Here is a 23,782-nt window from a genome sequence, read left to right on the forward strand (position 1 = left end):
TGGGCGGTCAGACCCCGGTGGCGCCGTCGATCCGTTCGCGCAGGAGATCGGCGTGGCCGCAGTGGCGGGCGTACTCGGCGGCCATGTGCGAGTAGATCCAGCGGAGGGTGACCTCGGCGCCGGCGAAGGGGCTGCAGGAGTCGAGGTCCCGCCCGGCCACCGCGCGGCGCGCGGCGTCGACCTCGCGCTGCCACACGGCGGTGGCCTCGGCCGAGGAGACGTCGTCGGAGAGGTCGAAGCCGTCGTCGGTGCCGTCGGGGTCGGCGGTGGGGTCCCAGACGGCGGGGACCCGCTGGCCGAGCAGGACCCGCCGGAACCAGTTCCGCTCGACCTCGGCCATGTGCTGCACCAGTCCCTGCAGGGTCAGCGGGGACGGCGGCGCGGAGGCGGTCCGCAGCTGCTCCTCGGTCAGGCCGGCGCACTTCTGCGCCAGCGTGGCGCGGTAGAAGTCGAGCCAGCCCTCGAGGGTCGCCCGCTCGTCGGCGACCAGCGGGGGCATCTCTCGCGCAGGCGTGGTCACAGGGCACGATGCTGCCAGCGGCCGGGGACGGTCCGGCGGCCGGGACGGTGCGTCCGGCGTCCGCGGGACTCGCGGCCCTGGGCGGCTCCGCCGGCGCGGGCGAGGCCGGCCCGACCGAGGACAGGAGGGACCGGCATGGACCAGCAGGAGTGGACCCGGGTCGTGGAGGCCGCGACGCGGGCGCCGTCGATCCACAACACCCAGCCGTGGCTCTTCCGCGTGGACGGCGACCGGTTGGAGGTGCGGACCGATCCTGCGCGGGCGCTGCCGGCCCTCGACCCGAGCGGCCGCCAGCGGGTCCTGAGCTGCGGCGTGGCCGTGGAGTTCGCCGTCGTCGCCCTGACCGCGGCCGGGTGCGCCGCGGAGGTCGACGTGCTGCCCGACGCCGCCGACCCCGACCTGTTGGCCACCGTGGCGGTCCCGGGCCGGCACGAGCCGGACGAGGAGGACCGGCTGCTCGGGCAGGCGATCGCCGCCCGGCACACCGAGCGGGCGCCGTTCCTGCCCCGGGCCGTGCCCGACGGGCTCCTCGACCGGCTGCAGGCGACGGCCGGCGCCTTCCGCGTGTGGCTGCGGCCGGTCAGCGGGTCCGACGAGGAGGTGGCCACGGTGTTCCTCATCTCCCGCGCGGAGGAGATCGAGCGGGGCGAGCCGGAGTACCTCGCCGAGCTGGAGCGGTGGATGCGCACCGACCCCGCGGCCGTCGACGGGATCCCGGTCGGGGCGGTGTCGGGGGAGGACCCCGCGACCCGGCCGTCGAACTGGCTGGTGCGGGACTTCGTCGTCGGGTCGCGGCCGGCCGGCCGGCCGCACGGGCACGACCCGGCCCCCGACGCCCCGCCGCCGGCGGTGGAGCGCCCGGCCGTCGTGCTGCTGGGCACGGACGCCGACGACCGGCCGGCCTGGCTGACCGCGGGCCGGGCGCTGGGCCGGGTGCTGCTGCAGGCCACGGCGGCCGGCCTGGCGGCCTCCCCGCTCACCCAGGCGCTCGATTGGCCGGCCACGCGGGCGCAGCTGCGCTCCCGGCTGTCGCTCGCCGGGCACCCGCAGATGCTGCTGCGGCTGGGGTACCCCGCCGACGACCGGACCCCGTCCACCAACCGCCGTCCGGTGGGCGACGTGCTCGACTTCGCCGGGTGACAGTGCGCCCGGGACCGGGGACCTCGGACCCTTCCCGCCTGCCGGTCCTGCTGCCTGGATGGGGTCGAGCCGGCCGTCCGGACCGGTGACGGAGGAGGTCGCGCCGTGGAGCCCACACCGGGGGCGCAGCGCGACGGCGGGGTCGTCGTCGGGGTGGACGGCTCGGCGTGCGCGCGGGCGGCGCTGGCCTGGGCCGGGGTCCTGGCCGGGCGCGCCGGCCTCCCGCTGACCGTGGTGCGGGCGTGGAGCATCCCGACGGCGCCGCGGCCGGACTGCTGGGAGCCCGGGTACGTCCCGCCGGTCGGTGAGTACGAGCGGGCGGTGCGGGAGGCGCTGGCCGAGGACGTCGCCGCGGCGGGGCTGCCGGAGGGCCTGGCGGAGGGCCTGGCCGTGGACTGCCGCGCGGAGCACCGCGCCCCGGTCGACGCGCTCGTCGCCGCCTCCTCCGGTGCCGACCTGCTGGTCGTGGGCGCACGAGGGCGAGGCAGTGCGCACGGGCGGCCGCTGGGCTCGGTGGCCTCCGCGGTGCTGCGGGTGGCGCACTGCCCGGTGACCGTCGTGCGGTCGGGCGCCGCGCCGCGACCCGGCCGGCAGGGACGGGTGCCCAGCTGAGCCGGCGCCGGCGCACAGCCGGCACCGAGGACGCCCGGGCCGGCCCCGGGCCGGTCGAGGGGAGAGGGACGTGGACCCGTCGGAGCCCCGCGCGTCGCGGGAGTGGTCGGGGGAGATGTCGCCGGGCGAGAAGGTCGTCGCGCAGTGGGAGGCGCGGCACGACGTCGCCGCCCGCGGGCACCGCTGCGACCCGCTCGGCGTGCAGCACCAGCTCAGCCGCGCCCGGGTCGCGGAACGTGCGCAGGCCGCCCGCCCCCGGCCCGCCGGCGCGACGGCGGCCGAGGTGGCGCCGCCTCCGCCGGAGAGTGGGTCCGGGGCCGCCGCGGTGGCCGGGTCACCGGAGGCTGCGTCCGCCGGTGCCCCGGGGCACGGCACCTCGCCCTCCGACGCCTCGGCGCAGGGCGCCTCGCCCGCCGACGCCCCGGCGCACGGGGCACCGACCGAGCGGCGGCACCCGTGGCTGCACCGGCTGGCCCGCCACAGTGGGCGCCCCTGACCCGCTCCCGGCTCCCCGTGCGCCCTCCCGAGGACGGGATCAGCGCACGGCGGGCGGGCGGCGGCGGGACAGCCGCGCAGCGGTCCCGCGGGCGCCGAGCCGGGCGGCGGTGCGCAGCAGGTGGGCGCGCTGCCCCGGCGGGAGGGCGCCGAACGTGCGGCTCATCGCCGCGGCCACCGCGGCGGGGGAGGAGCCGACGTCGAGGTAGGCCGCCCACGTCCGCTCGGGGAGGGTGAAGAAGGCGGCGAAGAACGCGTCGGTGGCCGCGGTGTCCAGCGGCAGCAGCACCTCCAGGCCCAGCCCGAGCAGCGCCGCCGTCGTCCGGGGGCGGGCCGCGCGCAGCACCGGCCGGGGGTCCGCACCGGCCGCCAGGGCCGCGGCCACGCGCGGGCCCAGCCGCAGCGAGGCGGCCACGCTGTAGCCGGTGGCCGGGTGCACGAGGCCGGCCGCCGCGCCCAGCGGCGTACCGGGACCGGCGGCGCGCGGCGGGGCGTCGAGCGGGATGGCGACGCGCTCGGACCCGCCGGCGGGCCGAAGGCGGTGCGCGTCGAGCAGGGCGGCCAGCCGGGCGCGCAGGTCGGCCGGCGGCACCGGCGGGCGGGCGGCCAGCGACGTCGCCTCGAGCAGCACCGTGCCGTCGTCGAGCGGCAGGCCGTAGAGGAACGCCGGAGGCAGCGCGGGGTCGGCCAGCGCCGCCCAGTCCATGAGCAGCGCCCCGCCGTCCGGGACGACGTCCTCCACCGGGCCGGCCACCACCTCGCCCCAGGCCCGCTGCTGCGCGGTGCCGGGCCCGCCGCCGCGGGCGTCGAGCACCCGGCGCGCGGCCAGCTCCCGCCCGTCGGCGAGGACGGCGACCTCCCGCCCGCCCTCGGCGCGCAACGCGGTCACCCGGCCGGGCACGACCTCCCCGCCCGAGGACCGCAGCCGCGCCAGGAGGGCGGTGTGGACGACGTCGTTGCGCAGCCGCGCGTACCGCCGGCGGAGCAGCCGCTCGCCGCCGGCGCGGGTCCGCACCACGGTGGGGGCGTACGTCGCGGCGGCCGCGGCCGGGTCCAGCCCGAGCCCCGGCGCCGCCTCCTCCAGCTCGTCGGCCCACAGGCAGTAGGTGGCCGGCCAGGGCCGCACCGACGGCGCGACGACGGCGGTGCGCAACCCCGCGGCGGCACAGGCGGCCGCGGCCGACAGCCCCGCCGGCCCGGCGCCCGCCACCAGCACGTCGAGGACAGGCACCGCGGCAGCCGACCACACCCGCGCGGGCGCCGCACGACCGGGCCCCGGACGCGACGGTGCCCGCCGCCCCGGAGGACGACGGGCACCGGGAGCGGCCTGCGTCAGCGCGCCGAGGGCGTCGCCGCCTGACGCAGGGAGTCCGCGGCGTCGCGCTGGCCGGGACCGGCGTTGGTCGCGTCGGCCGGGAGCTCGGCGTCGGACGGGCCGCCGTGCTCGTCGATCATGTTCGCCTCGTCGAAGGGCGACCGGCCCGACAGCGCCGCGGACAGCTGCTCGCGGTCGAGTTCCCGGGTCCAGGTGGCGATCAGGACGGTGGCGACCGCGTTGCCGGCGAAGTTGGTCACCGCGCGGGCCTCGGACATGAACCGGTCGATGCCGACGATCAGACCGACGCCGTCCAGCAGCTCCGGCCGGTGCGCCGACAGGCCGCCGGCGAGGGTGGCCAGACCGGCACCCGTGACGCCCGCGGCGCCCTTCGAGGCGACGATCATGAACACCAGCAGGCCGATCTGCTCACCGATCGACAGCGGGTCGCCCAGCGCCTCGGCGATGAACAGCGAGGCCATCGTCAGGTAGATCGCGGTGCCGTCGAGGTTGAACGAGTAGCCCGTCGGCACCACGATGCCGGCCACCGGCTGACTGACACCGGCGTGCTCCATCTTGGCGATCAGCCGCGGCAGCGCGGTCTCCGACGACGAGGTGGAGACGATCAGCAGGAACTCGCGGGCCAGGTACTTCAGCAGCGAGAAGATGTTGACCTTCGCCACCAGCCGCAGGATCAGGCCGAGGACGACGAACACGAACAGCGCGCAGGTGGCGTAGAAGCCCAGCATGATCACCGCGAGGCTCTTCAGGGCGTCGATCCCGGTCTGGCCGACGACGGCGGCGATGGCGCCGAACGCGCCGATCGGGGCCGCCCACATGATCATGGCGAGGACCCGGAAGACCAGCTTCTGGAAGTGGCCGATGCCCCGCAGGACGGGCTCGCCGGCCTTGCCGAGGGCCTGGATCGCGAAGCCCACGAGCAGGGCCACGAACAGCGCCTGCAGGACCGAGCCGTCGGTCAGCGAGGAGACCAGGGTCGTCGGGATGATGCCGACGATGAACTCCGTCGTCCCGCCGCTCTCGTGGGCGGTGTCGGCCAGGTCGGCGCCGGCGCCGCGCAGCTCGTCGGACAGCTGCAGCCCCCCACCGGGGTGCACGAGGTTGCCCACGACGAGGCCGATCGCCAGGGCGACCGTGGACATCAGCAGGAAGTAGCCCAGCGCCAGGCCACCGATCCGGCCGACCTTGGCCGCCTGCCGGATCGCGCCGATGCCCAGCACGATCGTGCAGAAGATGACCGGCGCGATCAGCATCCTGATCAGCGCGACGAAGGCGTCCCCCAGCCACTTGAGGCCGGTGGCGAACTCGGGGAAGGCGAAGCCGACGGCGATGCCGAGGGCCACCGCGGCGATGACGGCGAGGTAGAGCCAGTGCGTGCGGTCACGCTTGCCGGCCGCAGTGCCAGCTGCCATGGGTGCTCCTGGTGGTGGGGACGGCGCCCGGGGGCCGGGCGGTGGTCGCTCCCAGTGGGCCGGACGCCGTGATCGGCGTCACGCATGCGTTCATTGCGTTCACGAGGTGCACGCCGGCGGCGAGGGGTCCGTGCCGGGCCGCCGGGCGGGGACACTGCGGAGCGTGCCGATCCTCCTCCGACGCGCGCGGGCCCGCACGAGGACGAGCCTGGCCCGCCAGCTGATGTGGCTGCAGGCGCTCGTCCTGCTCACCGTGGTGGCCACGGCGACGGTGGTCGCCTACCTGGACGCCCGCGAGGGTGTGCAGCGGGCCGCCGGGCAGCGCACGACCGCGGTGGTCGAGAGCCTGGCCGACTCGCCGCTGGTGGTGGACGCCGTGACCGGGCCCGGCCCGACCGCGGTCCTGCAGCCCTTCGCCGAGCAGGTGCGCGCCGACACCGGGCTGTCGTTCATCACCGTGATGGCGCCCGACCGCACCCGCTTCACCCATCCTGACCCGGCGCAGATCGGCCGGCCCTTCGTCGGCACGATCGCGCCCGCGCTGGCCGGGGAGACCTTCACCGAGACCTACACCGGGACCCTCGGCCCCTCGGTGCGCACCACCGGCCCGGTCCTGGACGCCGGCGGCGCCGTGGTGGCGCTGGTGTCGGCCGGCCTCACCGTCGACGTCGTCGGTGCCGACCTCGCGACGGCGGTGCCGGGGATCCTCGGCACGGCGGCGGTCACGCTGGCCGTCGGGGCGTTGGGCAGCTGGGCGGTCAGCCGCCGGCTGCGCCGCCAGACCGGCGGCCTGGACGCGACGACGATGGCCGCGATGCTCGAGCACCACGAGGCGGTGCTGCACGCCGTCCGGGAGGGGCTGCTGCTGCTCGACCGGGAGCAGCGGGTGCAGCTGGCCAACGACGAGGCGCGGCGGCTGCTCGGCCTCGACGGCGACCCCGCCGGCCGCCGTCTCGACGAGCTGGGCCTGCCTCCCGAGCTGGCCGCGGCGCTGGCCGGCCCGGAGCGCGGCGTCGACGAGGTGCACCTGACCGACACCCGCGTGCTGCTGGTCAACCGCTCGCCCACGCGCGCCTCCGGGCGGGCGGCCGGCTCGGTGGTCACCCTGCGCGACCACACCGAGCTGCAGGCGCTCACCGGCGAGCGCGACAGCGTGCGGGCCTTCGCCGAGTCGCTGCGCGCCCAGGCGCACGAGGCGGCCAACCGGCTGCATGCCACCGTCTCGCTGGTGGAGCTGGGCCGCAGCCGGGAGGCCGTCGAGTTCGCCACCGCGCAGCTGGCCTCGGCGCAGCAGCTCACCGACCGGGTCGTGGGCGCGGTCGAGGAGCCGGTGCTCGCCGCGCTGCTGCTCGGCAAGGCCGCCACGGCCGCCGAGCGCGGCGTGCACCTCGACGTCGACCCCGGCACGTCGGTGGGCGTCACCGGCCTGCCGGGCGGCGACCTGGTGACCGTCGTGGGCAACCTCCTCGACAACGCCATCGACGCCGCCCTGGCCGGCGAGCCGCCGCGCGAGGTGCAGGTGGGCGTCTGGGCCGACGGCGACCGGCTGGAGATCCGCGTGGAGGACAGCGGCCCCGGGCTGACCGAGGAGGAGGCGCGGCACGCCTTCCGGCGCGGCTGGTCGACCAAGACCGACCCCGACGGCGCCCCGGCGGGACTCGGCCGCGGGCTGGGGCTGGCGCTGGTGGAGCAGGCGGTCCGGCGGCACGGCGGCACGGTGACGGTGCGGCCCGGGCCCGGCGCGGAGTTCCGGGTGTCCCTGCCGCTCGCGGTGCCCGCCGCGATCCGGGCGCAGGAGGGGGCGCGGTGATCCGCGTGCTCGTGGTGGAGGACGAGCCGGTGGCGGCCGAGGCGCACCGCGCCTACGTCGACCGCACCGACGGGTTCCTCACCGTCGGGGTCGCCGGCACGGGCGCGGCGGCGCTGGACGCCCTCCGGCGCACGGCGGTCGACCTCGTCCTGCTCGACCTGCACCTGCCCGACGCCTCGGGCCTGGACCTGTGCCGGCGGATCCGGGCGGCGGGCGCCGACGTCGACGTCCTCGCCGTCACCTCCGCGCGGGAGCTCGCCACCGTGCGCGCCGCGGCGGTGCACGGCGTCGTCGGCTACCTGCTCAAGCCGTTCACCTACCCGGGGCTGCGCGACCGGCTGGTGGCCTACGCCGAGTACCGGGCGCGGCTGACCGGCGGTGGCGAGGCGGCCGGGCAGGCGGAGATCGACCGCGTGCTGGGCACCGTCCGCCCGCCCCGCTCGGCGGCGCTGCCCAAGGGCATGGGCCGCGAGACGCTGGACGCCGTCGTCGCCGCCGTCCGCGGCGCGTCGGGCGTGTCGGCCGCGGAGGCCGCCGAGCTGATCGGCGCCTCGCGGATCACCGCGCGCCGCTACCTGGAGTACCTCGCCGAGACGGGGCTGGTCGACCGGGTGCCGCGCTACGGCGGCGCGGGCCGCCCGGAGCTGGAGTACCGCTGGCGGTAGGGCTCAGCCGACGTCGCCGTCGACGTACACCCAGCGGCCCTCCAGACGGCGGAACCGGCTGCGCTCGGCCTGCACGTGCTCCTCGCCGCCCACCCGCGAGTGCGCGCGGAAGGTGACGGTGCCCTCGGTGTCGAACAGGCCGCCCCCGGTGGTGGCCAGCACCTCCAGCCCGGTCCAGCGCACCGCGGGGTCGAGCTCCAGCGACCGCGGGCGGGTGGCCGGGTCCCACGTCGCCAGCAGGTGGGTGGCGTCGCCGACGGCGAAGGCGCTGTAGCGCGAGCGCATCAGCTGCTCGGCGGTGGCGGCGGCCACCGTCCCGTCGTGCAGCCGCCCGCAGCACTCGGCGTGGGGCAGCCCGGTGCCGCAGGGACAGCGTCGCGGGGCCATGCCCGCAGTCTCACCCCTGGTCGTCGGCGATCCACACGGCGGTGTCGGCAGGCAGGGCCACCGAGCGGGCCGAGGCGTGCACGCCCGGCCCGGAGGCCAGCAGCACCTCGCCGCGGGAGCGGACGAGGACGGTGTCGGCGCCCAGGTTGACCACGCAGCGCACCGTGCGGCCGCCGCCGGTGCAGCGGACGGTGAGGACGTCGCCGCGGGTGCTCACCGTGGCCTCGCCCGTGCCCAGCGCCGGCTGCTCGGCGCGGATCGTCAGCGCCTGGCGGTACAGGTTCAGGACCGAGCCGGAGTCGCGGGTCTGCCTCGACACCGCGTGCTGGCGCCAGGCCGACGGCACCGGCAGCCAGGGTCGGGCCGAGCCGGCGGGAGAGAAGCCCACCCCGGCCGAGGCGTTCCACGGCATCGGCACGCGGCAGCCGTCGCGGCCGGCGCGCTCGCCGTTGCTGCGGAAGAAGATCGGGTCCCGCTTGGCCTCGTCGGGGACGTCGGCCTGCGGCAGGCCGAGCTCGTCGCCGGCGTAGACGTAGGCCGAGCCGGGCAGTGACAGCAGCAGCAGCGCCGCCGCGCGGGCGCGGGCCAGGCCGGTGTCGCCGCCGCCGAAGCGGCTGACCATGCGGTCCTTGTCGTGGTTGCCGAGCACCCACGACACCGGCGCGCCCACCCGGCCGAAGGCCTCCAGCGCGCTGCCGATCGCCTCGGCGAAGGCCGGCGTCTCCCACCGCGACTTGAGCAGCCGGAAGGACAGCGACTGGTGCAGCTCGTCGGGCCGGGAGTAGAGGGCCACCTCGTCGAGGTCGGCCAGGCAGACCTCGCCGACCAGCATCGTGCCGGGGTACTCGTCGCACACCGACCGCCAGCGGCGCCACACGTCGTGCACCTCGGGCTGGTTCCAGGTCATCGCCTGCTCGGGGCCGTGGCCGAACAGGGTGGGGGAGTAGCTGCCCGGGTTGTCGCGCAGGCCGGCGTCCTTGTACAGGCCGTAGGCGACGTCGACGCGGAAGCCGCTGACCCCGCGGTCGAGCCAGAAGCGCAGGGTCCGCTCGAAGTCGTCGGCCACGGCGGGGTCGCGCCAGTTGAGGTCGGGCTGCTCGGGGGCGAACAGGTGCAGGTACCAGCGGCCGTCGGGGGTGCGCGACCAGGCCGGGCCGCCGAACAGCGACCGCCAGTTGTTCGGCGGCTCCTCCGACGGCGGGGCGAAGTGGTAGCGCGACGCCTCGGGGCAGTCCGGGTCGGCCAGGGCCGCCTGGAACCACGGGTGCCGGTCGGAGGTGTGGTTGGGGACGACGTCGAGCACGACGCGCAGGCCCAGCTGCCGGGCGTCGGCCACCAGCGCCTCGACGTCGGACACGTCGCCGTACTCGGGGTCGACCGCCCGGTAGTCGACGACGTCGTAGCCGCCGTCGGCGCCGCCGGAGGGGTAGTGCGGGTTGATCCACAGCGCGTCGACGCCCAACCACGACAGGTAGGGCAGGCGCGCCCGCAGGCCGGCGAGGTCGCCGATGCCGTCGCCGTTGCCGTCGGCGAACGAGCGCAGGTAGACCTGGTAGACGACGGCCGAGCGCCACCACGCGTCCTCGGGGAGCTGCCCCGGGGCGGACGGCCAGGAGACCTGCTGCGGAGCGGCGCCGGTGCCGGCCGCGACCAGTCGAGCGGACATGCATCCCAGATCGGCAGACGCGCCGCGGGAGCTGCGAGGCGAGCATCGACGAAGTGCGGCCGCCGCCCTTGGCAGATGTCACCGACGCCGACCTGCCTGCTCCGCCGCCGGGCGCCGCCCGCCCTAGGCTCCGGCCCACCGCCGAGCGAGGAGGAACCCCGTGCGTCAGCTGCTCACGAACTTCCGGAACTTCGCCTTCTCCGGAAGTCTCGTCGACCTCGCCGTCGGCCTGGCGATCGGGGCGGCCTTCGCGGGCGTCGTCGAGTCACTGGTCGGCGACGTGATCCTGCCGCTGGTGGCCGCGCTGTTCGGACAGCCGGACTTCGACGCCCTCGTGCTCACGGTGAACGGCTCGCAGATCCGCTACGGCTCGTTCCTCACCGCGTTCGTGTCCTTCCTGCTGCTGGCGCTGACGATCATGTTCCTCGTGCAGGCGATCCGGCGGGCGACCGGGCGCGAGACCGCCGGAGCCCAGGGCAACCGGGAGTGCGACCACTGCAGGAGCTTCATCCCGGTGGACGCCTCGGTGTGCATGTTCTGCACGCGCGACGTCGTGCCGCTGGCCGAGTGACGGGGGCCGGCGACCGCGACGGGGCTCACCCCACCGGACCGGATGGCCGGACCGGGCGACGGCGTTGCACCAGCGCACCGAACGTCACGAGCCGCCACGACAGGCGGCAGGGAGCACCACGATGACCCATCGTCCGACCGACCGTCCGACCACCCGTCCGACCACGTGCCTGCGTCACCCCCGGCACGTCTGGATTGCCAGCTGCCCGGACTGCACCGCCTGGTACCTCGCCGGCCTCCGGGCCGGTGACGACAGCGCGGCGGCAGCCCGGCAGGCCGGCGAGGACGTCGTCCCCGCGGCCTGACGCACACCCGACAGCGCCCCCCACGGCGCCCCCCACGGCCCAGCCGCGGGGGGCGCTGTCACGTGCGCCTCCCGCGGACGGGAGGAACCGGTCCCGCTCGCCTCCCCGGAGGGGGCTGGGCACGTCCGGGAAGCGGTACCGCCCCCTCCTGGTTGACTGGCCGTTGAACGCTTGACCACAGGCGGGCCCCGGCGCCCGCGACCCGGAGGGAGCGCCGTGCACCTCGGCATCGACAGTTTCGTGGCGGCGGTGACCGACCCCTCGACGGGCCGCGTCGTCGGTCCCGCGGAGCGCATGGAGCACCTGCTGGAGGAGATGGAGCTCGCCGATCGGGTGGGCCTGTACTCCTTCGGCATCGGCGAGCACCACCGGCCCGAGTACTACGACTCGGCGCCGCCGGTCATCCTCGCCGCGGCCGCCGCCCGCACCTCCCGCATCCGGCTCGGGAGCGCCGTCGCCGTCCTCTCGGCGGCCGACCCGGTCCGGGTGTTCCAGCAGTTCGCCACCCTCGACCTGATCTCGAAGGGGCGCATCGACCTGGTCGTCGGGCGCGGCTCGTTCACCGAGGCCTTCCCGCTGTTCGGCCTCTCCCTGGCCGACTACGACGAGCTCTTCGACGAGAAGCTCGACCTGCTGCTGCGCATCCGCGAGTCCGAGACCGTGACCTGGTCCGGCCGGCACCGCCCGGCGCTGACCGGACAGGGCGTCTACCCCCGCCCGGTGCAGGACCCGCTGCCGATCTGGGTGGGCGTCGGCGGCTCGCCGGAGTCGTTCATCCGGGCCGGGCTGTTGGGCCTGCCGCTGATGGTGGCGATCATCGGCGGTGAGCCGCGGCAGTTCGCGCCGCTGGTCGACCTCTACCGCCGCGCCGGAGCCCAGGCCGGGCACGCGCCCGAGACGCTGCAGGTGGGCCTGCACGTGTTCGGCTACGTCGCCGAGAGCACGCAGGCCGCGGCCGACACGATCTACCCGGGCTGGCACGAGATGTTCGCGAAGATCTCCCGCGAGCGCGGCTTCGCCCAGCCCACCCGCGCCCAGTTCGACGCCACCAGCGGGCCCAACGGCGCGTTCTTCATGGGCGACCCGGACAGCATCGCAGCCAAGCTGCGGCGGGTGTCCGAGCAGCTCGGCGGGGTGCAGCGCATCTCGCTGCAGATGACCAACCCGCGGTTGGCGCACGCCGACCTGCTGCGCGGCATCGAGCTGCTGGGCACCGAGGTCGCCCCCCAGGTGGCGGGCGCCTAGCCCCCGGCCCGGCGCCCGGTGAGGGCCAGCAGCTGCTCCGCCGCGGTCGTGCCGTCGTGCACGGGCAGCGCAGCGGCGTACATGCCCGTCGCGGCCAGCTGCGGGCCGAGGGCGCGGACGCCGGCCAGCGTCACCTCGGCCGTCTCGGGGTCGAGGTCGGCGGCGACGCCGACCGCGGTGGCCAGGTCCCACCCGTGCAGCAGCGGCTCGACGACGGCGGTGCCCAGCAGCACCGCCACCGGCAGCTCGCCCATCGGGCTGGCCACGACCGCGTCGTCGGGTACCGCCGCCAGCGCCGCGGCCGCCTCCTGCCGAGCCTGCCGCCAGGTCGCGGCGGGGTCGGGTCCGGCCAGCCGGGCCAGGCCGGCGGGCTCGGTCGTCGGGGCGGGGGGAGGGGTACCCCGCAGCATGGCGGTCACCTGCACCTGACCGTCGACCAGGTGGCCGAGCAGCGCGCGCACGTCCCACGCAGGACACGGTGTCGGCAGCCCCCACTGACGCGGCCGGACACCGGCGACGACGCCGTCCACCCGGTCGAGCGCCCGCAGGTACCGGTCGCGGGCGGTGCTCACGCCTGCTCCTCGAGGTGCGGCCGCAGCGCGTGCCAGGCCGCGTCGGCGACGACGGCGGCCACCACGCCGGTGGGCTCCGCGCCGTCCGCGGTCAGCCAGCCGCGGGCGACCTCGTTGGCCGGCCCCAGCCACAGCGCGGTGACGACCGGCAGCGCCGGCTCACCGGTCCACCCGTGCCGCCGCAGCCAGCCCGCCACCTCGGCGAACAGCCGCCGGTTGTCCTCGGTGACCGCCGCCGGCAGCGCCTCCCGCAGCGCGGCCGGCCGCGCGGAGAGCAGCAGCAGCGCGATCCGCGGGTTGTCGGCCATCCAGGCCAGGTGCCGGCGGACGACCTCGCGGACCCCGTCCGGCGCCCCGGCTGCCGCGTCGAGCGCCGCCAGCACGACCGCGTCGTGGTCGAGCAGCCCGGCGGCGACCACCGCCGACTCCAGGTCCTGCCGGGTGGGGAAGTGGTGGAACAGGCTGCCGTTGCTGACCCCGGCGCGCAGCCGGACGTCCTGCATCGAGGTCCCGTCCCAGCCGCTCTCCCGGGCGCTGGACAGCGCCGCCTCGACGATCACCCTCCGGGCCGAGCCACGTCCGCTCATGGAGCAACACTCTAGAGCCACACTCCGGTGGGCGCCAGGGGTCAGCTCCCGGCCAGGAGGGCCCGGACGGCGTCGACGTCGTCGGCCTCGGCCGCCGTCCTGTCCGGCCGGTAGCGCACCACCCGGGCGAAGCGCAGGGCGACCCCGCCCGGGTAGCGGGGGCTGCGCTGGACCCCGTCGAGGGCCACCTCGACCACCAGCTCCGGCCGCAGTCGCACGCCCCACGACGTCTCCTCGGCGGCGAGCCCGGGAAAGGTCCGGGTCTGCCAGTCCAGCAACTCGTCGGTCATCCCCTTGAACGTCTTGCCGACCATCACCGGCTCCCCGCCGTCGGGGTCGCGGGCGCCCAGGGAGATGTTCGACAGCTTCCCGGTGCGCCGGCCGTAGCCCCACTCCGCGGCGAGCACCACCAGGTCGAGGGTGTGCACCGGCTTGACCTTCTGCCACGCCCGGCCGCGCCGGCCGGCGGCGTACGGCGCGTCCAGCGCCTTGACCACGACGCCCTCGTGGCCGGCGGCCAGCGCGCCGTCGAGCACCGCGGCGGCCTGCTCGGGCGTCGGCCGGCGGACGCCGGGCATCCGCAGGGGCGCGTGCTCGTCGGCGGCCAGCAGCCCGGCCAGCGCGTCGAGCCGGACCGACAGCGGCTCGTCGACCAGGTCGCGGCCGTCGAGGTGCAGCAGGTCGAAGAAGAAGGGGCTCAGCGCGACGGCGGCGTCGGGGGTCTCGCTGCCGAAGCGGCTCATCGTGTCCTGGAAGGCCCGCGGCGCGCCGTCGTCGTCCAGCGCGAGGGTCTCGCCGTCGAGGACGGCGGTCTCGCACGGCAGCCCGCGGACGCACGCGACCAGCTCCGGGACGGCGCCGGTGACCTCGCGCAGCGTGCGGGTCCAGACCCGCACGTCGTCCCCGTCGCGGTGCACCTGGATGCGCGCCCCGTCGAGCTTGTGCTCGACCGTCACCGCGGCGCCGAGGTCGGCGAGGGCGGCGTCGAGCGAGGAGCCGGGACTGGCCAGCATCGGCCGCACCGGGCGGCCCACCTCCAGCCGCACCCGCCCGAGCGCCTCGGCGCCGCCGGCCAGCGCGGTGGCCGCGGTCGCCGCCGGGGAGCCCGACAGCATCGCGGCGCGGCGGACGAGGTCGGCCGGCACGTCGGCGGCCGCCGCGACCGCGTCGAGGACGACGCCCTCGAGCGCGCCCTGCCGCAGCTCGCCGGTCAGCAGCCCGACGAGGAAGCGCTGCTCGTCGGCCGTCGCGGCGCGCAGCAGCGTGCCGAGGAGCTCGTCGCGCCGCGCCGCGGACCCGGCGCCGGAGGTCGCGGCCAGCGCGGTGAGGACGGCGTCGACCCCGGCCACGGTCAGGGCCGGCTCCGCGGCCGGGTCGTGGGTGAGGCGGGTGAGCGTCCGCCAGCCCACGCCCAGCCGGCCCTGCACCGGATCGCCGGCCAGCCACGCCGTCACCGGCCCGACCTCGCCCGGCTCGGCCCGCTCCAGCACGCCGGCGATCGCCCGGGCCTTGGCCGTGCGCGAGCGGGTGGCGGCCACCGCGGCGGAGGCGGCGACGACGTCGGCGAGCAGCACGCAGACATGCTGGCAGCCGCCACCGACACCGGCTCCGCCCGCCGAGGAGGCACTCGTGGCCGTTCGGGGCGGCGTGTCCGGCCGTGTCGGCGGCAACGACCGCCGTCTCGTCCGCGGGGAGCGGCCGACGGCGGCGTCAGCGGCGGGGCAGCGCCAGGGCCGCGACCAGCCCGGCGGCCACGACGGCCGTGCTGGCCGCGAACGCGACCTGGTAGGAGGCGACGTCGGTGAGCCAGCCGGCCGCCAGCGGGCCGATGACCGCGCCGAGGTCGGCCGACATCTGGAACACCGCCACCAGCCGGCCACCCCGGGCCGGGCTGACGTCGCCGACCAGCGCCGCGGGCACGCTCGCCAGCAGGGCGGCGGCCAGGCCGTAGGTCGCCATGGACAGCAGGAACACCCCGGTCGCCGGCGGCAGGACGAGCAGCGCCAGGGCGGCGGTGCCGGTCGCCGTCCCGAGCAGCAGCGCGGGCCGCCGTCCCCAGGTGTCGGCCAGCCGGCCGGAGCGCAGCAGCGCGAGCGCCTGCGCCACCGAGCCGACCAGCAGGCCGGCGCCGGCCCAGGCCGCGCTGCGGCCCAGCTCCTCGGTCACGTACAGCGGCACCAGCGAGTTGCGCACGCCGAAGAGGACCCAGCCGACGCCGAGGTTGGCGACGAGGGCCGCGACGTAGGCACGCGAGCGCAGGGCGGACCGCACGGCAACCGGTCCGGGGGAGAGGTCGGCGGTGCCGGCGGAGGGCAGGCCGGGAGCCGGCGCCCGCTCGACCACCGCCGGGCGCAGCAGGACGAGGGCCACCGCGCCGGCGACCAGCAGCGCCGCCGCGTAGAGCAGGAACGGCAGCCGCGGGGACAGCGTGGTGAGGATGCCGCCGGCCGCCGGCCCGGCGATGCCGCCGAGGATGAAACCGCCCTGGTAGGTGGCCGCCGCCCGCGCCCGGTGGGTCGGGGGCGCCACCCGCAGCAGCAGCGCCAGCGCGGCCACGGTGAACATCGCGCTGCCGACCCCGCCGGCGGCACGCAGCCACAGGAAGACGGGGAACGAGCCGGCCAGCCCGGCCAGGCCGGTGGTCACCGCGACGGCGGCGAGGCCGGTGGCGAGGACGACCCGCTCGCCGAGCCGCTCGACCAGCGAGCCCCCGCCGAACGCGGACACGAACCGGAGGAACGCGAAGGCGCTCACGGCCAGGCCGACGGCCGTCGTCCCCACGCCGAAGGACCGGGCGAACAGCGGGATGGCGGGCGCCACGATGCCGAACCCGAGGGCGACGACGAAGGCGACGACGGCCAGCACGCCGACCTCCCGGGGGAGCGCCTCCGACCCCCGCCGTCGCACGGGCCGATGCTCGCAGGCCGTTCCGGCACTCCCGCGACCCGGTCCGGGCGGCGGTGGTCACCGCCCGGGAGACGGGTAGGGCGGGGGGCGTGGACGTGCGCAGACTGGTGCTCGGTGACTGGACACCCGTGATCCGGGACGGCATCGACGTCCTGCGGCTGGTGATCCTGGGCGGCGCGGCCGTCTACGCCGCGGCGGGGCGGACGGGCGCCGCCGCGGTGCTGCTGGTCCTGGGAGCGGTCACCGTCGTCGCCCGCCTGGTGAACCTGCCGCGGGTCTACGACCTGGCGCTGACCGTGGGCATGGCGCTGCAGGGGTTCGGCGAGACGCTGGGCCTCTACGACGAGTTCGTCCGCTTCGACGACCTCGTGCACTTCACCCTGCCGATGCTCACCGCGCCCGTCGTGTACATCGCGCTCGCCCGCCTCGACGTCGTCCCGGACCCCCGGGACGAGACCCACCTGCGCCACTACGTCGGCATCGGGGTCGTGACGCTGGCCCTCGGCATCTCGATCGGCGCGCTGTGGGAGGTCTACGAGTGGCGCTCCGACGCGTGGCTGGGCACCCGGTTGTCGGAGGGCAACGACGACACCAACGGCGACCTGGTGCGCGACACCCTGGGCTCCCTCGTGGGGGCCGCCCTGCTGGTCGTCTGGGCGCGCTACGGCTGGGGCTCGGTGCGCCGGATCCCCGGCGTCAACACCCACGAGGAGGTCAGCGCCTGACCCGGGCGGGCACCCCCGGAACGGGTACCGCAGGGCCGTGCTCACCCGGCGGGGACTCCTCGCGGCGGCCGGCCGGCTCGCCGCGGCCGGCCTGCTGACCGGCTGCGGTCTGCGGCTGCCGGGGACCGGGGAGGCGGCCGTCCTGACCGCGCGCCCGGGAGCGCCGCCGGCCGACGCCCCGCTCCCGCCGCCGGGCACCTCCCCGCTCGGCCTGGAGGAGACCCGCGACTCCCTGCTGCACGTGCCGGCTCCGGGTCTCACGGGGCCGGCCCCGCTGGTCGTCGTGCTGCACGGTGCGGGAGGGGACGCCGAGTCCGGGCTCGCGCTGCTGCGGGCGCCGGCCGACGAGCGGGGGCTGCTGCTCCTGGCGCCCGCGTCGCGGGGGTCGACCTGGGACGCCGTCACCGGCAGCTCCGGCTCCGACGCGGCCGTGGTCGACCGGGCGCTGACCGAGGTCTTCGCCACCGTCCCGGTCGACCCCGGACGGGTCGCCGTCGCGGGCTTCTCCGACGGCGCGTCCTACGCCCTCGGCCTGGGGCTGACCAACGGCCGGCTGTTCCGGCGGGTCGTCGCCTTCTCGCCGGGCTTCGTGCTCCCGGGGCGGCGCACCGGCCGGCCCCTCGTCCTCGTCTCCCACGGGACCGCCGACGACGTCCTGCCGATCGAGCAGACCAGCCGGGAGATCGTGCCCGCGCTCCGCGACGACGGGTACGACGTCACCTACCGCGAGTTCGACGGCGGCCACGTCGTGCCGCCGGAGGTGGCCCGGGAGGCGGCCGACTGGCTCCTCGGCTGACAGCCGCCGCACCGCGGCGCACGGTCCGCTCAGCCCACCTCCTCGGCGAGCCGGCGGACCGGGTCGGACCATGCGGCGGGCGCGGTCCAGGGGAAGCTGTGCGCTCCGGGCACGGACTCGAACCGGCCGTCGGGGGCGAGGTCGGCCAGCGACCGGGCCCACTGCGCCGTGCACAGCAGGTCGTCCTCGCCGTGCAGCACCAGCACCGGGACCGGGACCTGCGGGACGACGTCCTCGAGCCGGTCGGCCAGGTGCGCCCGCACGGCGTGGACGACCCGGCGCATCCCGGCCCGCTGCCGCTCCGGCCGGTGCGCCTCGTCGAGGTCCGGCGGCTCGAGCCGGTGGTCGCGGTACCAGGCCCGCAGCACGCCGCCGAGGCTGCGGAACCGGGGGTCGACCGTCGGGCTGGCCAGCACCAGGCCCCGCACGCCGGGGGGACGCCGGAGCGCCGCGCGCGCGGCGACCTGCGTGCCGCCGGAGTGCCCGGTCAGTACCACGCGGTCCAGCCCCGCAGCCCCGAGCCAGGCCACCACGGCGTCGCCGAACTCGACGACGTCGAGCTCGTGCGGCGGCTCCCCGCTGCCGGAGAAGCCCGGCAGCTCCACCAGGTGGGCGCGGGTCCACGTCCCCAGCGCCCGCAGTCCGGGGACGAGGTAGTCGGCCACCCCGATGCCCTGGACGACGACGACCTCGGCGACGCCGTCCCGCGGCCGGCCCACCGTCCGGCTGCGCACCCGCCCGAACGGGGTCTCACGGTCGGTCGTCACCGGCTCCGTCGACAGCGGGCACCTCCCGGCGACCCCACGGCGGGCGCACCCGGGCGGCCCGCACCGACGCCAGTGTGGCCGCGCCGGCTCCCGGGTGCGCGGCGTGCGCCTGCCTGGTTGGCTCCGGGCAGGCGGCCCGAGCAGGACGGCCGCCGGGGGCGCCGAGGGGAGAAGGCCGTGGCCGGGACCATCGCAGGCACGTCGAAGCAGACGCTGGCGCGGGCGCTGGGCGGCGCCGGAGCCGCGTTCGGGGCGCTCAGCGTCCTCGCCCCGGGGGTGGTGGCCGCCGGGTACGGCGTCCCGCCGACGCCGCAGGGCCTGCAGCTGCAGCGCCTGTTCGGCAGCCGGGCGCTGGCCCTGTCGGCCACGGCGCTGACCGCGCGCACCGAGGAGGAGGTCGACCGGGGACTGGCCCTGGTCGCCGCCGCCAACCTGCTCGACGTGCTCACCGCGCTGGGAGCGGCCCGCGGGTCGGGCCGGGCCACCACGGTGCGGGCGGTCACCAGCTCCGCCGTCTACGGCGCCGCCGCGCTCGCGATCCGCGCGATGCGCTGACCGCCCGCCCGCGCACCGGGAACGTGGCTGCGGTGCGAGGCCCGCAGTCGCGGTGACGTGGCGGGACCGGACGGTCGCGCAGTGTCGCCGACAGGCGGGATCGCGGAGTCCGGCCGGTTCCTCGGCGGGGCCGGGGTAGGGGGTGTGCTCCCGTAGCCCCTCTCTCCAGGAGTGAGCCATGTCCGAGCAGCCCACGACGGCCACCGTCTCCCAGCCGGTCACCGACGACAGCATCCGCGTCCGCCAGCTGACCCACTACCAGTTCTCATGGGTGGCGCAGGAGCCGGGCGCCCCGGGCGTCCACACCCTGCAGCTCGTGCTCGACCAGGGTGCCTGGGAGGAGGTCCTCACCCTCTCCCCGGACGACGCCGATGCCCTGCAGGACCTGCTCCGCGACAGCAAGGTCGTGCACTACGACGTCGGCCGCCGTGTGCTGATGTTCGGCACGACGCCCGTCGCCGACTGACCGCGGGTCACCCCTCACCCGGGTAGGGCGGGGCGTCGTCGGCCACGACGGCGCCCCGCTCGCCCAGCGGCCGCTCCGGCCCGACCGTGGAGTCCCGGACGGTCTGCCGCTCCGCCTCGGCGTTGACGACGGCGCCCAGCACGACGAGGAACACGCTCAGCCACAGCCAGGCCATGCTGATCGCCACGCCGGCCAGCGAGCCGTAGGTGGCCTGGTAGTTGCCGAGGCTCTGCACGTAGGCGAACAGCGCGGCCGACGTCGCCAGCCACAGGACCGTCGTCAGCGCCGCGCCGCCGCTGATCCACCGCCAGCGCGCGTCCTTCCGGTCGGGGGCGCACCGGTAGAGGACGGCGAGCACCGCCGTCATGAGCAGGGCCAGGCCGAGCCAGACGGCCACCGGCGCGACGGCGCGGACCGGACCGGGCGCGCCGTCGAGCGCGTCCGAGACCAGGCCCGCGACGGTGATCACCGCCCCCAGCAGCACCGCCCCGCCGAGGACCAGCAGCAGGCCGAGCCCGCTGCGGCGCAGGAAGCTGCGGGTCTCCTGCTCGTGGTAGGCGAGGGTGAGCGCGTCGACGAGGTAGGTGGCCGCGGTGGTCGCCGTCCACAGTGCCGCCGCCAGCCCGGCCAGGCCCCGCCAGGTGAGCACGTGGCCGGAGGCGGCCGTGATGGTGGTCAGCTGGTCGGCGACCAGCGGCCGCAGGTCCTCGGGCAGCATCCCGGCCACCGCCGACAGCTGCTCGAGCGCCTCCGCGGGCGTGGTGACCGCGCCGTAGATCGACAGCGCCGTCACCAGCACCGGGGCGATGGACAGGATGGCGAAGAAGGCCACCGCGGCGCACAGCGCCATCAGCCGCTCGTCGAGCGCGTGCCCGACCGAGCGCCGCACGACCCGCCACCAGCCCCGCGGCGAGATGCGGTGCGGCGAGACCGCGTCGTCCGGCGCCGCGTCGCCCCGCCGTGGTCTCCCCGTCACGGACCCGAGGCCGCGCACCTCCGCCATGGGGGGAGTGTGCTCCGGCTCCCGCGCGGCGGCACGCTCCCGTCCGGTACGCCCGGCAGGGGATCCCCGGACCGGTCCCGGCCGCAGGACCAGGGTCGGTTCCGGGCGGTCCCCGATGTCCCGGGCGACCCGGGGGCGCCAGGCTCGGTGCATGACATCGACCCCCTCCTCCACCCCGTACTCCGTCCCCCCGCAGGCCGTCCTCCCGCAGGCCGTCCCCCCGCCGTCCGCGCGACCGGAGCTCCGGCGCAGCCGCACCGACGCTGTGCTGGGCGGCGTCAGCGGCGGCCTGGCCAGGCACACCGGCACCGACCCCGTCCTGTGGCGGGTCGGGTTCGTCGGCCTCTCCGTCGCCGGTGGCGTCGGCGTCCTGCTCTACCTGCTGCTGTGGGTGCTGGTCCCGCAGGAGCCTCTGGGCCCCGGTGAGGAGGCCCGCCCCGTCGACCGGTTCGTCGACGACCTGCAGGCGCGGCTGGGCGGCCCGGGCGCGACGGCCTCGCGCGGCTGAGCGGCCGGTCAGCCGCCGAGGTGGGCCTGCTTGGGCGCCAGCCCCCGCAGCGCCTCGGCCGCCACCCGGTCCCGGGACGCGCCGGTGGCCGCGACCACCGCCGCCCCGACCAGGCCCTCGACCAGCGGCGCGGGGGAGAGCACCACCCGCGCCCGCAGGTCGTCGTCGAGGAACTCCAGCGCGGTCTCGGCCGACAGCACGGCGCTGCCGAGGTCCATGAGCACGACGACGCCGTCCCCGCCGTCCGCGGCGGTGACCGCGTCCGCGATCGCCGTCGCGTCGGTGCCCAGCCCGCCGTCGACGTCCCCGGCGGCGACGCCGACGGCGAGCTCGCGACCGGGCAGCATGCCGTGCGCCAGCTCCACCGCCGCCTCGGCGAGCGCGCGGCTGTGCGAGACGACCACCAGCCCGACGGTCACGAGCCGCCGGCCAGCGCGGTCGCCGCGGCCTGCACCAGCAGCGCCGCCGACGTGGCGCCGGGGTCGGCGTGGCCGGCGCTGCGCTCGCCGAGGTAGCTCGCGCGGCCCTTGCGCGCGACCAGGGGCACCGTGGCGTCCCGCCCTCCCGCGGCCGCCTCCGCGGCCGCCCGCAGCGCCCCGGCCAGGTCGCGGCCGTCGGCCAGCGCCGCGTCCAGCGCGTCGCACGCCGGCCCGAGCGCGTCGAGCATCGTCTTGTCCCCGCGTTCGGCCTTGCCGCGGGCGACGACGCCGTCGTACCCGGCGCGCACCGCGGCGGCGAACGCGGGCCCGTCCCCGCCGTCGAGCGCGCCCGCGGCCCGGAGGAAGAAGGTGCCGTAGAGCGGTCCGCTGGCGCCGCCGACGGTCTTGATCAGCGTCGTCGCGACCGTCTTGAGGACGGCGGCGGGGTCGCCGCCCGGCTGCGCCTGCAGCGCGGCGACGACGGCGGTCATGCCGCGGTCGAGGTTGGCGCCGTGGTCGGCGTCGCCGATGGCCGCGTCCAGGCGGGTCAGCTCGTCGCGCTGCTCGTGCACCAGCCGGGCGAACTCGGTGACCCAGGCGGTGAGGCCCGCGGCGTCGACGGCGCTCATGCGCCCCAGCGCAGCGCCGGGGTGCGCACCGGTGCGTCCCACAGCCGCAGCAGCTCGTCGTCGGCCCGCAGCAGGGTGACCGAGCAGCCGGCCATGTCCAGGCTGGTCATGTACGAGCCGACCAGGTTGCGGGCGACCCCGATGCCGGACTTCTCCAGCACGGCGACCACCTCCGCGTACATGAGGTAGAGCTCCAGCAGCGGGGTGGCGCCCATGCCGTTGACGAAGGCGATGACGCCGTCGCCGCCGGTGAGGTCGAGGTCGGCGAGGATCGGCTCGACGAGCATCTCGGCGACCTCGCGGGCCGGCGCCAGCGGCACCCGCCGCCGGCCGGGCTCGCCGTGGATGCCGATGCCGATCTCCATCTCGTCCCCGGGCAGGTCGAACGTCGGCCGGCCCGCCGCGGGCACCGTGCACGAGGTCAGCGCCATGCCCATGCTGCGGCCGGTGGCGTCGACCCGGCGGGCGACCTCGGCGACCTCGGCCAGCGACCGGCCCTCCTCGGCGGCCGCGCCGGCCAGCTTCTCCAGCAGCACGGTGACGCCGACGCCGCGCCGGCCGGCGGTGTAGGTGCTGTCCTGCACCGCGACGTCGTCGTCGGTGACGACGGTGGCGACCTCGGTGTCGGACTCGGCGGCCACCAGCTCGGCGGCCATCTCGAAGTTCATGACGTCGCCGGTGTAGTTCTTCACGATGTGCAGGACCCCGGCGCCGCCGTCGACACCCCGGGTCGCGGCCACGACCTGGTCGGGCACGGGCGAGGTGAACACCTCCCCGGCGCAGGCGGCGTCGAGCATCCCCGTCCCGACGAAGCCGGCGTGCATGGGCTCGTGCCCGGACCCGCCGCCGGAGACCAGTCCGACCTTGCCGCGCACCGGCGCGTCGCGGCGGAAGACGACCCGGTTCTCGTGGTCGACCCGCAGCTCCGGGTGGGCGGCGGCCATGCCGCGCAGCGCGTCGGCGACGACGTCGGCGGGGTCGTTGAGCAGCTTCTTCACCGGAGGCTCCTGGTCTCGGCCCTGCGCGGGGTGACCGCGGTCACGGGGACGTCCGGAGGCTAGGGAGCGCCACCGGCCGGCACAAGACCGCGCCGGTGCCGCCGCTCGCCCGACACTGGGGTCGTGGGGACGGCGGCCGGTGCGGCGACCGACGGCGGCCGACCGGGCAAGCCCCTGCCCGACGTGGTCGCCCCCGACCTCGACGTCCTGTTCTGCGGCATCAACCCGTCGCTGCTGTCGGCCGCCCGCGGGCACCACTTCGCGCGCCCGGGGAACCGGTTCTGGCCCGCGCTGCACCTGGCCGGGCTGACCCCGCGCCGGCTCGCGCCGGAGGAGGACCGGGAGCTGCCGCGGTACGGGCTCGGGGTCACCAACCTCGTCGACCGGCCCACCCGGACGGCGGCGGAGCTGTCGGCCGAGGAGCTCCGCGACGGCGTGGCCGCCCTCGAGGAGCTGGTCGCGCGGTACCGCCCGCGGGTGGTGGCGGTCCTCGGCATCAGCGCCTGGCGGCTGGCGACCGGCCGCGCCCGGGCCGGGTGGGGCCGGCAGGACCACCGGCTCGGCGGTGCGCGGACGTGGGTGCTGCCCAACCCCAGCGGCCTCAACGCCCACCACCAGCTCCCGGACCTCGCCCGGCTCTACGGCCAGCTGCGGACGCCACCGGGCTGAGCCGTCCGCCCGGTCCGG

The 23,782-nt window shown here is 77.2% G+C and carries 27 protein-coding genes; 13 read left to right on the forward strand and 14 right to left on the reverse strand.

What is annotated here, in order from left to right:
- Positions 1-7: 7 nt before the first annotated feature.
- A complete protein-coding gene (locus ACWIZO_RS18665) occupies positions 8-520 on the reverse strand; it encodes a DinB family protein (RefSeq protein ID WP_448639144.1) in 513 nt (170 codons plus the stop codon).
- Positions 521-655: 135 nt separating this feature from the next.
- On the opposite strand from ACWIZO_RS18665, the gene ACWIZO_RS18670 reads away from it, so the two are divergent.
- From ACWIZO_RS18670 to ACWIZO_RS18680, 3 genes are all read left to right on the forward strand, one after another.
- Positions 656-1,660, forward strand: a complete 1,005-nt coding sequence (locus ACWIZO_RS18670; protein WP_448639145.1) for an Acg family FMN-binding oxidoreductase — start codon at positions 656-658, stop codon at positions 1,658-1,660.
- Positions 1,661-1,765: 105 nt separating this feature from the next.
- Positions 1,766-2,272, forward strand: coding sequence for a universal stress protein (locus ACWIZO_RS18675; protein ID WP_448639146.1), 507 nt, complete (start codon positions 1,766-1,768; stop codon positions 2,270-2,272).
- Between the two features lie 70 nt (positions 2,273-2,342).
- Positions 2,343-2,768, forward strand: coding sequence for a hypothetical protein (locus tag ACWIZO_RS18680; protein ID WP_448639147.1), 426 nt, complete (start codon positions 2,343-2,345; stop codon positions 2,766-2,768).
- Positions 2,769-2,807: 39 nt separating this feature from the next.
- Here the strand turns inward: ACWIZO_RS18680 and ACWIZO_RS18685 are convergent, their stop codons facing one another.
- Entirely contained in the window at positions 2,808-3,998 is a 1,191-nt protein-coding gene (locus ACWIZO_RS18685; protein ID WP_448639148.1) for a lycopene cyclase family protein, read from the reverse strand.
- Between the two features lie 101 nt (positions 3,999-4,099).
- Positions 4,100-5,515 (reverse strand): cation:dicarboxylate symporter family transporter, encoded by a 1,416-nt coding sequence (locus ACWIZO_RS18690; RefSeq protein WP_448639149.1) that lies wholly within the window; start codon positions 5,513-5,515, stop codon positions 4,100-4,102.
- Positions 5,516-5,678: 163 nt separating this feature from the next.
- On the opposite strand from ACWIZO_RS18690, the gene ACWIZO_RS18695 reads away from it, so the two are divergent.
- Both ACWIZO_RS18695 and ACWIZO_RS18700 read left to right on the forward strand, forming a co-directional pair.
- Entirely contained in the window at positions 5,679-7,325 is a 1,647-nt protein-coding gene (locus ACWIZO_RS18695; RefSeq protein WP_448639150.1) for a sensor histidine kinase, read from the forward strand.
- Positions 7,322-7,990 carry a response regulator gene (locus ACWIZO_RS18700; RefSeq protein WP_448639151.1) on the forward strand — a complete coding sequence of 223 codons (669 nt, stop codon included), beginning with the start codon at positions 7,322-7,324 and terminating at the stop codon, positions 7,988-7,990. The genes ACWIZO_RS18695 and ACWIZO_RS18700 overlap by 4 nt, the downstream gene beginning before the upstream one ends.
- Positions 7,991-7,993: 3 nt before the next feature.
- On the opposite strand, the gene ACWIZO_RS18705 is transcribed toward ACWIZO_RS18700, so the two are convergent.
- Together ACWIZO_RS18705 and ACWIZO_RS18710 are read right to left on the reverse strand one after the other, a co-directional pair.
- Positions 7,994-8,377 (reverse strand): YchJ family protein, encoded by a 384-nt coding sequence (locus ACWIZO_RS18705; RefSeq protein ID WP_448639152.1) that lies wholly within the window; start codon positions 8,375-8,377, stop codon positions 7,994-7,996.
- 10 nt (positions 8,378-8,387) lie between these two features.
- Positions 8,388-10,043 (reverse strand): glycoside hydrolase family 13 protein, encoded by a 1,656-nt coding sequence (locus ACWIZO_RS18710; RefSeq protein WP_448639153.1) that lies wholly within the window; start codon positions 10,041-10,043, stop codon positions 8,388-8,390.
- 160 nt (positions 10,044-10,203) lie between these two features.
- On the opposite strand from ACWIZO_RS18710, the gene mscL reads away from it, so the two are divergent.
- The gene (gene mscL / locus ACWIZO_RS18715) at positions 10,204-10,614 is read left to right on the forward strand and encodes a large conductance mechanosensitive channel protein MscL (protein ID WP_448639154.1); all 411 of its coding nucleotides are present in this window, start codon (positions 10,204-10,206) and stop codon (positions 10,612-10,614) included.
- A 520-nt stretch (positions 10,615-11,134) separates the two neighbouring features.
- Positions 11,135-12,163, forward strand: a complete 1,029-nt coding sequence (locus ACWIZO_RS18720; RefSeq protein WP_448639155.1) for an LLM class flavin-dependent oxidoreductase — start codon at positions 11,135-11,137, stop codon at positions 12,161-12,163.
- Here the strand turns inward: ACWIZO_RS18720 and ACWIZO_RS18725 are convergent.
- From ACWIZO_RS18725 to ACWIZO_RS18740, 4 genes are all read right to left on the reverse strand, one after another.
- Positions 12,160-12,735 carry a TIGR03086 family metal-binding protein gene (locus tag ACWIZO_RS18725; protein ID WP_448639156.1) on the reverse strand — a complete coding sequence of 192 codons (576 nt, stop codon included), beginning with the start codon at positions 12,733-12,735 and terminating at the stop codon, positions 12,160-12,162. The genes ACWIZO_RS18720 and ACWIZO_RS18725 overlap by 4 nt on opposite strands.
- Complete coding sequence (locus ACWIZO_RS18730) at positions 12,732-13,322, reverse strand: TetR/AcrR family transcriptional regulator (protein WP_448639157.1); 591 nt, start codon at positions 13,320-13,322, stop codon at positions 12,732-12,734. The genes ACWIZO_RS18725 and ACWIZO_RS18730 overlap by 4 nt, the downstream gene beginning before the upstream one ends.
- A 41-nt stretch (positions 13,323-13,363) precedes the next feature.
- Positions 13,364-14,896, reverse strand: a complete 1,533-nt coding sequence (locus ACWIZO_RS18735) for an ATP-dependent DNA ligase (RefSeq protein ID WP_448639158.1) — start codon at positions 14,894-14,896, stop codon at positions 13,364-13,366.
- A 136-nt stretch (positions 14,897-15,032) separates the two neighbouring features.
- The gene (locus ACWIZO_RS18740; protein ID WP_448639159.1) at positions 15,033-16,229 is read right to left on the reverse strand and encodes an MFS transporter; all 1,197 of its coding nucleotides are present in this window, start codon (positions 16,227-16,229) and stop codon (positions 15,033-15,035) included.
- A gap of 89 nt (positions 16,230-16,318) precedes the next feature.
- Here ACWIZO_RS18740 and ACWIZO_RS18745 point away from each other — a divergent pair, with 89 nt between their 5' ends.
- Positions 16,319-16,954: a hypothetical protein gene (locus ACWIZO_RS18745; RefSeq protein ID WP_448639160.1), complete on the forward strand. Its 636-nt coding sequence runs from the start codon at positions 16,319-16,321 to the stop codon at positions 16,952-16,954.
- A gap of 37 nt (positions 16,955-16,991) precedes the next feature.
- Complete coding sequence (locus ACWIZO_RS18750) at positions 16,992-17,750, forward strand: alpha/beta hydrolase (protein WP_448639161.1); 759 nt, start codon at positions 16,992-16,994, stop codon at positions 17,748-17,750.
- A 29-nt stretch (positions 17,751-17,779) separates the two neighbouring features.
- On the opposite strand, the gene ACWIZO_RS18755 is transcribed toward ACWIZO_RS18750, so the two are convergent.
- Positions 17,780-18,517, reverse strand: a complete 738-nt coding sequence (locus ACWIZO_RS18755; RefSeq protein WP_448639162.1) for an alpha/beta fold hydrolase — start codon at positions 18,515-18,517, stop codon at positions 17,780-17,782.
- A gap of 177 nt (positions 18,518-18,694) precedes the next feature.
- Here ACWIZO_RS18755 and ACWIZO_RS18760 point away from each other — a divergent pair, with 177 nt between their 5' ends.
- Together ACWIZO_RS18760 and ACWIZO_RS18765 are read left to right on the forward strand one after the other, a co-directional pair.
- On the forward strand, positions 18,695-19,072 hold the full coding sequence (locus ACWIZO_RS18760) for a hypothetical protein (RefSeq protein ID WP_448639163.1): 378 nt from the start codon (positions 18,695-18,697) through the stop codon (positions 19,070-19,072).
- Between the two features lie 178 nt (positions 19,073-19,250).
- Positions 19,251-19,538: a hypothetical protein gene (locus tag ACWIZO_RS18765; RefSeq protein ID WP_448639164.1), complete on the forward strand. Its 288-nt coding sequence runs from the start codon at positions 19,251-19,253 to the stop codon at positions 19,536-19,538.
- A gap of 7 nt (positions 19,539-19,545) precedes the next feature.
- Here ACWIZO_RS18765 and ACWIZO_RS18770 read toward each other — a convergent pair whose 3' ends face one another.
- On the reverse strand, positions 19,546-20,514 hold the full coding sequence (locus tag ACWIZO_RS18770; RefSeq protein WP_448639165.1) for a YihY/virulence factor BrkB family protein: 969 nt from the start codon (positions 20,512-20,514) through the stop codon (positions 19,546-19,548).
- Positions 20,515-20,692: 178 nt separating this feature from the next.
- Here ACWIZO_RS18770 and ACWIZO_RS18775 point away from each other — a divergent pair, with 178 nt between their 5' ends.
- Complete coding sequence (locus ACWIZO_RS18775; protein WP_448639166.1) at positions 20,693-21,049, forward strand: PspC domain-containing protein; 357 nt, start codon at positions 20,693-20,695, stop codon at positions 21,047-21,049.
- A gap of 8 nt (positions 21,050-21,057) precedes the next feature.
- On the opposite strand, the gene dhaM is transcribed toward ACWIZO_RS18775, so the two are convergent.
- Genes dhaM through dhaK form a run of 3 tightly spaced genes read right to left on the reverse strand, consistent with a single transcriptional unit; the run spans position 21,058 to position 23,095 of the window.
- Positions 21,058-21,468, reverse strand: coding sequence for a dihydroxyacetone kinase phosphoryl donor subunit DhaM (gene dhaM, locus ACWIZO_RS18780; RefSeq protein WP_448639167.1), 411 nt, complete (start codon positions 21,466-21,468; stop codon positions 21,058-21,060).
- Positions 21,465-22,097, reverse strand: a complete 633-nt coding sequence (dhaL, locus tag ACWIZO_RS18785; RefSeq protein ID WP_448639168.1) for a dihydroxyacetone kinase subunit DhaL — start codon at positions 22,095-22,097, stop codon at positions 21,465-21,467. The genes dhaM and dhaL overlap by 4 nt, the downstream gene beginning before the upstream one ends.
- A complete protein-coding gene (gene dhaK / locus ACWIZO_RS18790) occupies positions 22,094-23,095 on the reverse strand; it encodes a dihydroxyacetone kinase subunit DhaK (protein WP_448639169.1) in 1,002 nt (333 codons plus the stop codon). Before dhaK ends, dhaL begins: the two co-directional genes overlap by 4 nt.
- A 123-nt stretch (positions 23,096-23,218) precedes the next feature.
- Between dhaK and mug the strand changes: the two genes are divergently transcribed.
- On the forward strand, positions 23,219-23,764 hold the full coding sequence (mug, locus tag ACWIZO_RS18795; RefSeq protein WP_448639170.1) for a G/U mismatch-specific DNA glycosylase: 546 nt from the start codon (positions 23,219-23,221) through the stop codon (positions 23,762-23,764).
- Positions 23,765-23,782: the final 18 nt, after the last annotated feature.

Source organism: Geodermatophilus sp. URMC 63 (assembly GCF_053502565.1).